The sequence below is a fragment of the Streptomyces tubercidicus genome (assembly GCF_027497495.1).
In the GTDB taxonomy this organism is placed as follows: domain Bacteria; phylum Actinomycetota; class Actinomycetes; order Streptomycetales; family Streptomycetaceae; genus Streptomyces; species Streptomyces tubercidicus.
This window is the reverse complement of record NZ_CP114205.1, coordinates 3,656,015-3,669,634: the sequence shown is the minus strand read 5'-3', so window position 1 is coordinate 3,669,634 and position 13,620 is coordinate 3,656,015. Positions and strand designations below refer to the sequence as shown.

Annotated in this window: 13 protein-coding genes and 1 pseudogene; 11 read left to right on the top strand and 3 right to left on the bottom strand. The window is 71.4% G+C overall.

What is annotated here, in order from left to right; genetic code table 11:
• Positions 1-23: 23 nt before the first annotated feature.
• The 4 genes and pseudogenes from STRTU_RS15830 to STRTU_RS15815 form a co-directional block, all read left to right on the top strand.
• Complete coding sequence (locus tag STRTU_RS15830; RefSeq protein ID WP_246240585.1) at positions 24-866, top strand: type II secretion system F family protein; 843 nt, start codon at positions 24-26, stop codon at positions 864-866.
• Positions 867-1,191: 325 nt separating this feature from the next.
• A complete protein-coding gene (locus STRTU_RS15825) occupies positions 1,192-1,329 on the top strand; it encodes a DUF4244 domain-containing protein (protein WP_371873600.1) in 138 nt (45 codons plus the stop codon).
• Positions 1,316-1,729 carry a TadE family type IV pilus minor pilin gene (locus STRTU_RS15820; protein ID WP_159744114.1) on the top strand — a complete coding sequence of 138 codons (414 nt, stop codon included), beginning with the start codon at positions 1,316-1,318 and terminating at the stop codon, positions 1,727-1,729. Before STRTU_RS15825 ends, STRTU_RS15820 begins: the two co-directional genes overlap by 14 nt.
• A 49-nt stretch (positions 1,730-1,778) precedes the next feature.
• Positions 1,779-1,976 (top strand): annotated as a pseudogene (locus STRTU_RS15815) (Rv3654c family TadE-like protein); the annotation flags it as partial.
• 180 nt (positions 1,977-2,156) lie between these two features.
• On the opposite strand, the gene STRTU_RS15810 reads toward STRTU_RS15815, so the two are convergent.
• Complete coding sequence (locus STRTU_RS15810) at positions 2,157-4,520, bottom strand: DEAD/DEAH box helicase (RefSeq protein ID WP_246240580.1); 2,364 nt, start codon at positions 4,518-4,520, stop codon at positions 2,157-2,159.
• Positions 4,521-4,682: 162 nt separating this feature from the next.
• On the opposite strand from STRTU_RS15810, the gene bldG reads away from it, so the two are divergent.
• The 7 genes from bldG (at position 4,683) to STRTU_RS15775 (ending at position 12,161) form a co-directional block, all read left to right on the top strand.
• Entirely contained in the window at positions 4,683-5,024 is a 342-nt protein-coding gene (gene bldG, locus STRTU_RS15805) for an anti-sigma factor antagonist BldG (protein WP_018089983.1), read from the top strand.
• 110 nt (positions 5,025-5,134) lie between these two features.
• Positions 5,135-5,575: an ATP-binding protein gene (locus STRTU_RS15800; protein ID WP_159744113.1), complete on the top strand. Its 441-nt coding sequence runs from the start codon at positions 5,135-5,137 to the stop codon at positions 5,573-5,575.
• Between the two features lie 729 nt (positions 5,576-6,304).
• Positions 6,305-8,710: a sodium-translocating pyrophosphatase gene (locus STRTU_RS15795; RefSeq protein ID WP_159744112.1), complete on the top strand. Its 2,406-nt coding sequence runs from the start codon at positions 6,305-6,307 to the stop codon at positions 8,708-8,710.
• A gap of 218 nt (positions 8,711-8,928) precedes the next feature.
• A complete protein-coding gene (locus STRTU_RS15790) occupies positions 8,929-9,513 on the top strand; it encodes a small secreted protein (RefSeq protein WP_159744111.1) in 585 nt (194 codons plus the stop codon).
• Positions 9,514-9,643: 130 nt separating this feature from the next.
• Positions 9,644-11,191: a DUF7059 domain-containing protein gene (locus STRTU_RS15785; protein WP_371873599.1), complete on the top strand. Its 1,548-nt coding sequence runs from the start codon at positions 9,644-9,646 to the stop codon at positions 11,189-11,191.
• A gap of 132 nt (positions 11,192-11,323) precedes the next feature.
• A complete protein-coding gene (locus STRTU_RS15780) occupies positions 11,324-11,521 on the top strand; it encodes a hypothetical protein (protein ID WP_159744109.1) in 198 nt (65 codons plus the stop codon).
• Between the two features lie 235 nt (positions 11,522-11,756).
• A complete protein-coding gene (locus STRTU_RS15775) occupies positions 11,757-12,161 on the top strand; it encodes a hypothetical protein (protein ID WP_159744108.1) in 405 nt (134 codons plus the stop codon).
• A 101-nt stretch (positions 12,162-12,262) separates the two neighbouring features.
• Here STRTU_RS15775 and STRTU_RS15770 read toward each other — a convergent pair whose 3' ends face one another.
• Together STRTU_RS15770 and STRTU_RS15765 are read right to left on the bottom strand one after the other, a co-directional pair.
• Positions 12,263-12,703: a DUF2752 domain-containing protein gene (locus STRTU_RS15770; RefSeq protein WP_159744107.1), complete on the bottom strand. Its 441-nt coding sequence runs from the start codon at positions 12,701-12,703 to the stop codon at positions 12,263-12,265.
• The gene (locus tag STRTU_RS15765) at positions 12,700-13,344 is read right to left on the bottom strand and encodes a hypothetical protein (RefSeq protein WP_159744106.1); all 645 of its coding nucleotides are present in this window, start codon (positions 13,342-13,344) and stop codon (positions 12,700-12,702) included. Before STRTU_RS15765 ends, STRTU_RS15770 begins: the two co-directional genes overlap by 4 nt.
• Positions 13,345-13,620 lie beyond the last annotated feature (276 nt).

Here is a 13,620-nt window from a genome sequence, read left to right as displayed (position 1 = left end):
AGGGGAGAGGGGGATCGATCGATATGAGTGCGGAAGTTGTCCACAGGGTGGGGATGGCGCTCGCCGCCATGACAGCGGTGCTGTGCGCCATGGCGCTGGTGCGGGAGACACACCGCGGCCGCGCCGTACGGAGACGGCTCCCGGCGGTGTGGAGCGGCGGACCGGACCGGCGAGGCAGGGACGGGGCCCGTACCGGGGCGTCCGCCCGGGGCCGATGGCGGCGGCGAACAGCGACGGTGAGCGGCGGCGTGCCGGGAAAGAGCCGCCTGTTGGAGTGGGCCGGGCCCCTGGGGGCGGCGGGGCTGGTGGTCATCCTCGTCGGTGGCATGGCGGGAGTCCTGGTGGGACTCGCCGTGGGCTACGGGGCGCATCGTCGCCTGGTCCGCCAACGGGGCGCGGAGGCGGCTCGGGCGGCGGCCGCGGAAGTGCGGTCGGAGCTGGCGCCCGCCGGGGATCTGCTGGCGGCCTGCCTCGCGGCCGGGGCCGGACCACGGGAAGCGGCCGAGGCGGTGGGCCGCACGCTCGACGGGCCGGTCGCCGAGCGGCTGCGCCAGGTGGCGGCGGAACTGCGCCTGGGCGGTGAACCGGCAGTCGTCTGGCCACGGTTGGCGGCCCTCCCCGGCGCCGAGGGGCTGGCGCGCTGTATGGAGCGCGCCGGGATATCCGGGGTACCGGCCGTCGAGTCGGCGTCCCGGATCGCCGCCGAACTCCGGGCGGAGCAGGCCCGTGCGGCGACGGCACAGGCCCGACGGGCCGGGGTGCTGGTCACCCTGCCGCTGTCGGCGTGCTTTCTGCCGGCGTTCCTGACGCTCGGGGTGGCACCCGTGCTGATCGGCCTGGCAGGCGGCCTGTTGGGACGTAACTGAGCGGCGGACGCGGGTGAGTGTGTGCGCGGGCCGGTGCGGAGATCGCGGCGGGGGTGGTGGACCGGGGGCCGGGGGACCGGCTCCCGGGGCCGACCCACCGGGCCGGAACGACGGGCGGGCCCAGCACCCCAGCCATGCCGGAGGGCTTCCACGCGGTGTGTCAGAAGTCGCCGGTCAGAAGCCGTTCATCAAGAGCCATTCATCAGAGGTCATGAATCAGAGGCCACTCATCAGGGGCCGTTCAAAGGGGGTTCGAATGTTTCGGGGCGGAATGTTGCGACGGTGGTGGGCGAAGCTGCGCGCGATCGGGGCCAATGACCGGGGGATGATCACGGCGGAGTATGCCGTCGGGACGCTCGCGGCGTGTGCCCTGGCCGCGGTGCTCTACAAGGTCGTGACGAGCGGACCGGTACAGGCGTTGCTGCGGTCGGCGCTCGAAAGGGCGATCAATGTCCAGTTCTGAGGGCGGTGTCCCGGGCCGGCGGGCCTGGGGCACCCCGCGGACTCGCGGTGCCCCGCCGAGCCGCGACGCCGGATTCGTCACGGCGGAGGCGGCCGTGGTCATACCCCTCCTGGTGGCGGTGGTGGTGGCGCTCGTCTGGGGGCTGTTGGCGGTCTGTGCCCGTATCGAGTGTGTGGACGCGGCGCGGGCCGGGGCGCGTGCCGCGGCCCGGTCGGAACCACGGGCGGCGGTGATCTCGGCGGCCCGGGGCGCGGCTCCACGGGGCGCGCGGATCGTCCTGGGACGGGAGGGCGCTCTGGTGCGCGTACGGGTCGCCGCCCCGCTGCCCGGCATGGGGCGGATGACGGTGCAGGTCACGGGGGAGGCGGTGGCTCTTGCGGAGGAGACGGTGCGGCGATGAGGGCTCGGCGACGGTCTGGACGGTCTTCGCCGCGGCGGCGCTCTGCGCGGTGTTCGTGGCCCTGATCGGCGTGGGCCAGGCCGTTGTGGCGCGGCACCGGGCGGGTGGCGCCGCGGACCTGGCGGCGCTGGCCGCCGCGGACCACGCCCTGCGGGGCCCGGCCGTGGCCTGTGCGGCGGCCCGCAGGGTGGCGGCCGCGCAGCACACCCGTCTGGTGCGCTGTGCGGTGACCGGGCAGATCGCCGATGTCGCGGCCGAGGCGGGCAGCCGCCCGTTCACCTCCCGGGTACGGGCGCGGGCCGGACCGCCGGGCCGCAGTGACCCGGCGCGGTTCCGAGCCGCACCGCCCCCGGCCGCCGTGGTCCGTGTCCGCTCCGCGCCGTACCCGGCCGCCGCGGTCCGCGTCCGTTCCGCGTCGGCACCCCGGCTACGCTCTCCGCGGCGCGCCGCGCAACAGCTCGCCCAGCAGGCGGATGGCGCCCCGTTTGTGGAGCGGGTCGTTGCCGTTGCCGCACTTGGGCGACTGGATGCAGGAAGGGCAGCCGGCCTCGCATTCGCAGGAGGCGATGGCGGCGCGGGTGGCGGTGAGCCAGTCGGCGGCCGTGTGGAAGGCCCGCTCGGCGAATCCGGCGCCGCCCGGGTGGCCGTCGTAGACGAAGACGGTCGGCAGGAGGGTGTCCGGGTGGAGCGGCACGGAGACGCCGCCGATGTCCCAGCGGTCGCAGGTGGCGAAGAGCGGCAGCATGCCGATGGAGGCGTGTTCCGCGGCGTGCAGCGCGCCGCCCAGCTGCTGGGGATTGACGCGGGCGGCGTCGAGTTGGTCCTCGGTAACCGTCCACCACACCGCGCGGGTGCGCAGCGTACGGGGCGGCAGATCGAGCTTGGTCTCGCCCAGGACCTCGCCGGTGATCAGCTTGCGGCGCAGGAAGGAGACGACCTGATTGGTGACCTCGACGGAGCCGAAGCAGAGCCGGGCGTCGCCCCAGGGAATCTCGGTGTCGGTGTCGAGGATGGAGATCGCGGTGGTGTCCCGGGCGGTCGTGGAATACGGCGGGCTGGCCTCCTCGACGAGCGCCACGTCATCGGCGAGGTCGAGCTTCTGCACGACATAGGTACGTCCCTGGTGGAGGTGGACCGCGCCGTCGTGGACGGTGGTGTGCGCGGCGGCGGCATCCACGGTGCCGAGCAGCCGCCCGGTGCCGGTCTCCACGATCTGCACCGGCGAGCCGCCCTCCCCACGGATGTCGGTGAGGTCGGCGGCGCGCTCGCGGCGCGTCCAGTGCCAGGCCTTGGCCCGCCGGCGCAGCAGGTTCGCGGCCTCCAGTTGCGGCATCAGCCCGCCGGCCGCGGGCCCGAAGAGCGGGAAATCGGCTTCGGTGAGCGGGAGTTCGGCGGCGGCCGCGCACAGGTGCGGGGTGAGCACGTACGGGTTGTCGGGGTCCAGGACGGTGGTTTCGACGGGCTGGTCGAAGAGCGCCTCGGGGTGGTGGACGAGGTAGGTGTCCAGCGGGTCGTCGCGGGCCACGAGCACCGCGAGCGCGCCCTGCCCGGAGCGGCCCGCCCGCCCGGCCTGCTGCCACAAGGACGCCCGGGTCCCCGGATATCCGGCGATGACCACGGCATCCAGACCGGAGACGTCCACGCCGAGTTCGAGCGCGGTGGTGGCGGCCAGGCCGAGCAGCTCCCCGCTGTGCAGGGCGCGTTCCAGGGCACGGCGTTCCTCGGGCAGATATCCGCCCCGGTAGGCGGCGACCCGGCCGGGCAGCGAACGGTCCACCTCCGCGAGCCGCTCCTGCGTGATCAGGGCGATCAGTTCGGCGCCGCGCCGGGAGCGGACGAAGGCAACGGTGCGTACGCCCTGGACGGCGAGGTCGGTGAGCAGATCCGCGGTCTCGGCGGTGGCGGTCCGGCGGACCGGGGCGCCCTGCTCGCCGTGGAGTTCGGTCAGCGGCGGCTCCCACAGCGCGAAGACCAACTCACCGCGCGGCGAGGTGTCCTCGGTGATTTCCACCACGGGCAGGCCGGTGAGCCGGGTCGCCGCCTGTCCCGGCTCCGCGGCCGTGGCGGAGGCGAGCAGAAAGACCGGTTCGGCGCCGTAACGGGCGCAGATACGGCGCAGCCGGCGGATCACCTGCGCGACATGGGAGCCGAAGACGCCGCGGTAGCTGTGGCATTCATCGATGACGACATAGCGCAGCGCCCGCAGGAAGGAGGACCAGCGGGGGTGTGACGGCAGGATGCCGCGGTGCAGCATGTCGGGGTTGGTCAGGACGTAGTTGCCGTACTGGCGGACCCATTCGCGCTCCTCGACGGGGGTGTCGCCGTCGTAGACCGCCGGCCGGACCGCCGGCCCCAGGGGAGCGGCCAGCTCACGTACGGCACGCCGCTGATCGGCCGCCAGCGCCTTCGTGGGCGCCAGATACAGGGCCGTGGCCCCTCTCCCGTTCGGGGCCTCGGAGCCGTCCAGGAGCGTGGAGAGGACCGGCGCGAGATACGCCAGGGACTTCCCCGAGGCGGTGCCGGTGGCGACGACGACCGATTCGCCGCGCAGTGCGTGTTCGGATGTCCGTGCCTGGTGGGCCCAGGGACGATCGATTCCGGCCGAGCGGATGGCGTCGATCACTTCCGGCCGGATCTGTTCCGGCCAGTCGGCATGGCTGCCGATGCGCGGGGGCAAGTGCTCCGTATGAGTGACGCGCGCAGCGCGGGTCGCGCCCCGGGCGAGACGTTCGAGAATCATGCCTGGGGACGGGCGCGCGCCCGCATCCGGCGGGACAGGATTGGAGGCCATCGGCACCGAGTGTGTCACCGGAGTGACGGACAATGCCTAAAGGGCGTCGTGCACGCCTACCGGTAAGTGATTGAATGCCATCGCGGCTGCCAGATCCGCCCCTACCTTCGGTGGGGAGGCCCCAGGGGGGCGACCGCTCGATAGCAAGGTGCTGGAGGATCCGTGGACCTGTCCCTGTCGACCCGGACCGTTGGCGACCGTACGGTCGTCGAGGTCGGTGGCGAGATTGATGTATACACCGCGCCCAAGCTGCGGGAGCAGCTGGTCGAGCTTGTGAACGACGGAAGCTACCACCTCGTGGTGGACATGGAACGTGTCGACTTCCTGGACTCCACTGGGCTCGGCGTGCTGGTCGGTGGGCTCAAGCGGGTGCGTGCCCATGAGGGCTCGCTGCGCCTGGTCTGCAACCAGGAGCGCATTCTCAAAATCTTCCGTATCACCGGACTGACCAAGGTGTTCCCGATTCACACCTCGGTCGAGGAAGCCGTCTCGGCGACTGACTGACGGTTTTGCCGGTCCCCCGCGCCACCAGGCGCGGGGGGAGGAAGAAGTGGGGGGTACCGGACGCAGGTCCGGCCCCCTGCGTCGCACGCCCGCATAACGAGGGGGATGGCATGGCCACCGTCGAACTTCGCTTCAGCGCCCTTCCCGAGCATGTCCGCACCGCGCGTCTGGTCGCGGCCGCTGTGGCACGGCGCGCGGGGGTGGACGAGGCCGTGCTGGACGAGGTGCGGCTCGCCGTCGGTGAGGCGTGCAGCCGGGCCGTGGGCCTGCACGAGAGCCATGACATCACCTCGCCCGTACGGGTCCTGCTGATCGAGGACGAGAAGAAGTTCTCGATCGAGGTCGGCGACGGGGTGACCGGCGACTCCGGTACGGCGCCGGGTAGCGGCGAGGCCGTGAGCGTCCCGGAGAGCGACGCCGAGGGCGAGGACGAGATGGGCCTCGCCGTGATCAGCGGTCTGGTCGACGATGTCGAGGTCACCGTCGGCGAGGAAGGCGGGCTGATCCGCATGACCTGGCCCACCACCACGACGGCAGCGGTCCTCCCGTAGGGACACCGGCGGCCCCGTCAGCGGCCGCCTCCGAGCCGCGCCGTCCTGCTCCGTCTCTGTAGGCGGCGCGTCACGAAACGTCACGTCCGCAGCTCATCCCCGCATCGACGCCCCCGAGGCCGGGGCTCCGAGGGCTGCGACGGCGGCTGTGACGGCGGCTGTGCCGCCCTCGCTCACGCCGTCGGTGACCCCCGTCCACCGCGACCACGAGATCGCCGCAGAGGGCGTCGTACGGCTTTCTGGCGCACTCTGACCCGGTGACGGCTCCGGGGGCCCGCCCATCGCGCCCGTCCCGGCCCCCGCTCCCGTCGCATGCGTTGCGATCCGGACTCGATCTGACGGTCCTTCACCGGGTGCCGGGGAGGGGTCCGCGCGGCGCGGGTCACCCGTTCGGCCGCAGCCGGGCGGATCAATTCCCTCCGGTGTCACGCACACCTCAAGCGGCCCGGTCGCCGGGGCGGCGTCCTTGAGCAGCGGCGATCAGTGGGCGATCCATAAGCGATCAGTACGACAGCGAGATCATCGGGCAGTGGTCAGCGAATTCGTCGCTTTCCTTCGTCCGGGCGAATTCCGTACCGCGTCGGCCTTTTGATCTTCGCCGCTACCGGCGAATTCCCTTTGACGCGTACTGTTTTGATCAACCGCGGCTCCCTACAATCCGTCCACATCTTGCTCAGGACGCCTGAGCGTGCTTCCGCGCGCCCATGTGCCAAACGTCAAGGAGGACGAATGGCGGGGCCTTACACCCCTCAGTTGCTTGACACCCCCACTTTTCTGGCCGGGCCGTCACTTACGGCGGGCAATCGCGGCATCGTGCTGGTGATCGCCGTGGTCGCCCTGGCGGCGCTGGCTGTCGCGGCGGTGCTGGTCCGCCAAGTGCTCGCGGCCGGTGAGGGAACCGACAGTATGAAGAAGATCGCGGCGGCGGTGCAGGAAGGCGCAAATGCCTACCTGGCACGGCAGTTGCGGACCCTCGGTGTATTCGCCGTCGTGGTGTTCTTCCTGCTCATGCTGCTGCCTGCGGACAATTGGTCGCAGCGCGCCGGACGCAGCGCCTTCTTCTTGATCGGCGCCGGATTCTCGGCGGCCACCGGCTATATCGGCATGTGGCTCGCCGTACGCAGCAATGTGCGGGTGGCGGCGGCCGCCCGGGAAGCCACTCCGGAAGAGGGCGACACCCGGAAAAAGGATCTTACGGCCGTCTCTCACAAGGCGATGAAGATCGCATTCCGTACCGGTGGCGTCGTCGGAATGTTCACCGTGGGGCTCGGCCTGCTCGGTGCCTCCTGCGTAGTACTCGTGTACGCGGTCGACGCGCCCAAGGTGCTGGAGGGCTTCGGTCTCGGCGCCGCGCTGATCGCGATGTTCATGAGGGTCGGCGGCGGCATCTTCACCAAGGCCGCGGACGTCGGCGCCGACCTCGTCGGGAAGGTCGAGCAGGGCATCCCCGAGGACGACCCGCGCAACGCCGCGACCATCGCGGACAACGTGGGCGACAACGTCGGTGACTGCGCCGGTATGGCCGCCGACCTCTTCGAGTCGTACGCGGTGACCCTGGTCGCCGCGCTCATCCTCGGCATGGCGGCCTTCGGCGACGCCGGGCTCGCCTTCCCGCTGCTGGTCCCGGCCATCGGCGTGCTCACCGCGATGGTCGGCATCTTCGTGGTCGCGCCCCGGCGCAGCGACCGCAGCGGCATGACGGCCATCAATCGCGGCTTCTTCATCTCCGCGGGCATCTCGCTGGTCCTGGTGGCCGTCGCCGTGTTCACGTACCTGCCGTCCAGCTACCAGGGCCTGAAGGGCGTCACCGACGTCGAGATCCTGAGCACCAGCGGCGACCCGCGGATGCTGGCGCTGGTGGCGGTCGCCATCGGCATCGTGCTGGCCGCGCTGATCCAGCAGCTGACCGGCTACTTCACCGAGACCACCCGGCGGCCCGTACGGGACATCGGGAAGACCTCGCTGACCGGGCCGGCCACGGTCGTGCTCTCCGGGATCTCGATCGGCCTGGAGTCGGCCGTCTACTCGGCGGTGCTGATCGCTCTGGCCGTCTACGGGGCGTTCCTGCTGGGCGGTGCCTCCATCATGCTGGCGCTGTTCGCGGTGGCGCTGGCCGGCACCGGTCTGCTGACCACCGTCGGCGTGATCGTGGCGATGGACACCTTCGGGCCGGTCTCCGACAACGCGCAGGGCATCGCCGAGATGTCCGGTGATGTCACCGGTGACGGCGCGCAGGTGCTGACCGACCTGGACGCGGTCGGCAACACGACCAAGGCCATCACCAAGGGCATCGCCATCGCGACCGCCGTATTGGCCGCGGCCGCGCTCTTCGGCTCGTACCGGGACGCGATCGCCACCGCCGTACGGGGCGTCGGCAGCGCCGCCACCGGGATGGGCCTCAGCCTGGACATCTCACAGCCCAACAACCTGGTCGGGCTGGTCCTGGGCGCCTCGGTCGTCTTCCTGTTCTCCGGGCTGGCGATCAACGCCGTCTCCCGGTCGGCGGGAGCGGTGGTCTTCGAGGTGCGCCGGCAGTTCCGGGAGCACCCCGGGATCATGGACTACAGCGAGAAGCCCGAATACGGGCGGGTCGTGGACATCTGCACCAAGGACGCGCTGCGTGAGCTGGCCACTCCCGGGCTGCTGGCCGTGCTCACCCCGATCGCGGTCGGCTTCTCGCTCGGCGTCGGCGCACTCGGCTCGTTCCTGGCCGGTGCGATCGGCACCGGCACGCTGATGGCGGTCTTCCTCGCCAACTCCGGTGGCGCGTGGGACAACGCCAAGAAGCTGGTCGAGGACGGCCATCACGGCGGCAAGGGCAGCGAGGCGCATGCCGCGACGGTCATCGGTGACACCGTAGGTGACCCGTTCAAGGACACCGCAGGACCGGCGATCAACCCGCTGCTGAAGGTCATGAACCTGGTGGCGCTGCTGATCGCGCCCGCTGTGGTCAAGTTCTCATACGGCCAGGACAAGAGCACGGGCGTCCGGCTCGTGGTCTCCCTGCTGGCGATTGCCGTCATCGTCGGTGCCGTCTACGTCTCCAAGCGGCGTGGAATCGCCGTGGGTGACGAAGACAACTCCGAAGATCCGGAAAGCATCGCCAAGTCGGCCAAGACGGTGGTCGCCTCCTAGCCGGAGAGGAGCACCGAAAGGGCTCGCGGACCGCTCAACTTGGCGGGTGGACGGCGTTTTTTGCGGACGCCGGCCACCCGCCTTCCGTGTGCCCGGCCGGCCCTGCGGTCCTTGGTGCAAATGGCTGCAATGAGGGCAGGGCGGGATGCCCGACCGGTGGCCAAGGCCCTTTGGCCGTGTATGTTCCGGGGCCGAGAGCCATGGAAGGGACCAATCCGGTGAACAAGAAGCTTGTGGCTGCACTGTCCGGCGGTGCCGCACTGGTGCTCGCGCTGACCGGCTGCAGCGACGACAGCAACAAGAAGCTCAATGACTGGGCGAAGAGTTTCTGCGACCCTGCGCAGGCTCAGTTCAAGAAGATCCAGGACGCCAACGCCGCCATGCAGACGGCCGACAACGGCAGCACGGACTCCAAGAAGGTCCAGCAGACCGACTCGGCCGCGTTCCAGAAGATTTCCGGTGCCTACGCCTCGCTGGCCAAGTCCCTGGAGAAGGCGGGGCCCCCGCCGACCGATGAGGGCAAGCAGGCCCAGCAGAACGCCGTCAAGGAGCTCAACTCGCTTTCCAAGGGCTACGCGGACCTGCAGAAGCAGGTCGACAAACTCGACACCTCGGACAAGCTCAAGTTCGCGGACGGCCTGCGCGACCTGTCCAGCGGCATCAACAAGCTCAACAAGCAGAGCGAGGCCGCCTTCAAGAACCTGGAGGCCGGTGAGGTCGGCACGGCGATGGCCGCCCAAAAGGGCTGCCAGAACCCTGCCGCGTCCGGTGCCCCGGCGCCCACGCAGTCCGCGAAGTCGTAGCGGTCACGGGAGCCGGACGGCCCGGGAAGCCGCGATAACCGCGCACCGGCAAGGGCTCCGACGGCCCGGCGACGCGCCCGGAAAGGGTGCGGCGCCGGGCCGTCGCCGATTGTCAGTGGCAGGGCCGACAATGGTGGGCGTGAGTACGCACCTCCCCATCGCAGATGCCCAGGACCCCGAGAGCCACGCCCGCACGGCCCGGCTGCGCGAGGCGCTGCTGGCCGCCGCCTTCACCGCCGACGGGCTGCTGGAGCTGCTCGGCGCGCCCGCCTATGCCGCGCTGGCGCGCAGCGAGACCGTCCCCGCGCTGCGGGCGACGCGCGGCGACAGCCCGCTGGAGACCCTGGTGCGGCTGTTCCTGCTGCAGCGCCCGGTGGAGCCGCGGCGGGCGCAGGCCGCCCTGCCGGTCGAGGACTGCCTCGCCGACGGCTGGCTGGTGCAGGACGGCGACGAGCTGCGCGCCAGTGTGGACGTGCGGCCGTACGGCGGCCCCGAGGGGCAGGACTGGTGGATCGTCTCCGACCTGGGCTGTGCGGTCGGCGGGGCCGGCGGTATCCGGGGCGCCGGGGAGGCGGACCGCGCGGAGCTGGTGCTCGGCGTCGGCGGGGCGTCCACGACCCTGGCCGGGATCACCGTGCGCCGCCCGGTGGCCAAGGCGCTCGATCTCGGTACCGGCTCCGGCATCCAGGCGCTGCACGCGGCACAGCACGCCACGCGGGTCACGGCCACCGACCTCAACCCCCGGGCGCTGCGGATCACCGCGCTGACGCTGGCGCTCTCCGGGGCGGGCGCTGCCGACCTGCGGGAGGGCTCGCTGTTCGAGCCGGTCGGTGACGAGACGTACGACCTGATCGTGTCCAACCCGCCGTTCGTGATCTCTCCGGGCGCCCGGCTCACCTACCGGGACGGCGGCATGGGCGGCGACGACCTGTGCCGGACGCTCGTCCAGCAGGCCGCCGCGCATCTCAACGACGGCGGTTACTGCCAGCTGCTGGCCAATTGGCAGCATGTGGCGGGCGAGGAGTGGCAGGACCGGCTGCGGTCCTGGGTGCCGCGTGGCTGTGACGCCTGGATCGTGCAGCGCGAGGTGCAGGACATCACCCAGTACGCCGAGCTGTGGCTGCGCGACGCGGGCGATCACCGGGCGGACGACGAGACGTATGCCGCGCGGTACGACGCCTGGCTCGACGAGTTCGAGGCTCGCAAGACCCATGCCATCGGCTTCGGCTGGATCACGCTGCGCAAGTCCGGATCCAACGCCCCGTCCATCACGGTCGAGGAGTGGCCGCATCCGGTGGAGCAGCCGCTGGGGGAGTCGGTGGTGGCGCACTTCGACCGCCAGGACTATCTGCGGGTCACGGACGACGCGGCGCTGCTGGCCGCCCACTTCCGGCTCGCCGACGGGGTGGTCCAGGAGCAGGTCGGGCTGCCCGGGGCGGAGGACCCGGAGCATGTGGTGCTGCGTCAGAACCGCGGTATGCGGCGCGCCACGAAGGTGGACACGGTCGGCGCGGGCTTCGCCGGGGTGTGTGACGGCTCGCTGCCCGCCGGGCGGATTCTGGACGCCATCGCCCAACTCGTCGGCGAGGACCCGGTCCTGCTGCGGGACCGTACCCCGGCCTCGATCCGGATGCTGGTCGAGCAGGGGTTCCTGGAGCCGGTGGCCGCGGAGGGCTGACGGCCGGTGCGGAAGGCCGGTACGTACGGCTGATACGGGCGGCTGATGCGGGCGGGTGAGCGGCGGGCGACATACCGGCGCCGTTCACCCGGCGTTCGCCGGGATGCCGCCGCGGGGTGCCACGCTGCCCGCATGGAGAGTGGACCCGAGGCATTCGCCGGTGTGGCGTTCGCGCTGTTCGGCGCCGGACTGCTGGTGTGGACGGCGGTGTGCGCGCGGACCGGTACCCCGGTCGCCGACGGTGTCAGCCGCCCGGTCGCCGCAGTGACGGCGCTGTTGTCCGGGGTGGTGTTCCTGGCCACCGGCTGCTGGCTGCTGCTGTCGTTGTAGCCGCCGGAGTCGCACCGTTGTACCGGCGCCCTGGAGTTCGTCACCCTCGTGGCGGGGCGCCATCCTCAACTGCCGCCGGAAGGCGATCCGTTCACTTCAGGCCAGTTCTGTCATAAATGGCCGGTGTGTGCCGGTACGCGGGAACTTCTGGTGCCATCAGGGCATGTTCCTCAGTGAAGGTCACCAACAGGCCGGCCGGGCCAACGGGCCGGCCTCCTCAGGGGAGGAACCCATAATGAACCGTGCACTTCGCTACGCCACCGTCGGCGTCATCGCCGTCTCCCTGCTGGCCGGCGGCTCCGCCGCGGCCTTCGCCGCGCCGCAGGACCTCCACTCGCCCAAGCAGGTCGTGGCCTCCGCACCGGCCGCCGCCACCCTGACGGCCAAGGCCAGTGCGACGACGGTCAAGGCCTGGGAGCAGTTCCGGATCACCGGCGTCGCCAAGGGCATCAAGGCCGGCACCAAGCTCACCGTCCAGCAGAAGCAGGGCACGAAGTGGGTCTCGCTGCCCGCGCAGACGCCGGTCAACTCCAGCGGTGCGTACTCGGTGCGGGTCAAGCTCGGCATCAAGGGCGTCAACCAGCTCCGTATGGCCACCGGCAGCACCCTCTCGCCGGTGGTCACGGTCACCGTGCGCTGAGGCGCTGAGGACGCGCTGACGCGACGCCCTGACGGCGCGCGGTGACGTCCTGGCACCGGACGGTCCGGACCGCAGTCCGGACCGTCAGCCGCCGGGCCGTCCTAGCCGACGAGGTTGCGGGCGAGCATCCACACCGCGGCGATGCCGAGCACCACGGCATTGCCGCGGCCCGACAGCCGCGGCCGGTATTCCCGGCCGCGGAGGCCGGTGACCAGCCAGCGCCCGACGGCGTACGCCACGGCCGGGCCGCCCAGGGTGAGCAGCAGGGCGTTGTCGTGGAAGGCCGTCACGACCTCGCCGTGCATCAGGTCGTATGCCATCCGGGTCCCGCCGCACAGCGGGCACAGCAGCCCGGTGGTCCATTTGAAGGGGCACGGGATCAGCAGCTGCCCCGGTTGGTGCGGATCGGTGTGCCAGAGGTAGACGGCGGCCGCGGCACCGACGCCGAGCACGAGGGATGCCCGGCGGAGGGTGCGCGTCCGGACCGATGCCCCCGTGGGTCCCGCGGGCTCGGCGGGACCCCAGGATTCCCCGGTGCTCACACGCTCAGCGACCGGGCGTAGTTGACCTGGTTGAGCAAGAACATCACCTGCTCGCGGGACTGCACCGGGATCATCGTGGAGTGGTGCCGGCCGCCGCTGTTCACCGTGACCTGTACGAACCCGGTCGTCACCTTCTCCTTCATCAGGAGGAAGAGCAGACCGAGCAGACAGAAAAAGAAGAAGATGACGGCGAGCACGACCGCGTGCGACGGCATCTTCTCGTCCGTCCGCGACATATCGGTCGCCGTCCACACCGCGCCCTTGAGCGGCATCGGCCCGGCCGGCGTCATGATCGTGTCGCCGTTCACCGCTATGTCGCCGAGCGTCAGCGCCATCCCGCCGGGCTGGGTCCCGGGCTGGAAGCCGGCGGGCGGGAAACCGGCGGGCCCCGGCTGCGGCGGCGCGCCCGGCGGGAAACCGGGCGGGGGCGTCGGCTGCGCGGCCTCCTGGGGATAGCCGTAACCGGGCTGCTGCGGTACGCCGGCCTGCGGATAGCCGTATCCGGGCTCCCCGGGGCGGCCGCCCTGCGGATGGCCGTAACCGGTGTCGGCGGGCCGGCTGCCCTCCGGGGTGGCGTAGGGGTTCTGGCCGGGCTGGCCGGGCGGCTGTTCCGGAGGCGGTCCGGGGTGCTGATTGGCCATGGGTGATGTTCCCCCCGAGAGTGCGTGATGACGGCGTGACCCGGCTCGAACGGCGAGCCGTGCCGTGTCCATCCTGCCAGCCCCCTCACGTGCTGTATCAAGGCAATGACGGGATCCGGCGGTGCCTTGTGACGGGCGCCGGGCCGGCGGATGGCGCGGTGTGCGGCCCCGGATGAGCGAGGGGCTGGCGGAGTTCCGTCACTGTGTGAGATCACCGAAGGTGCCGGGGCTGCGGCACGCGGGGAACGTCCGGCGTGGACACCGGGGAGCGGGACG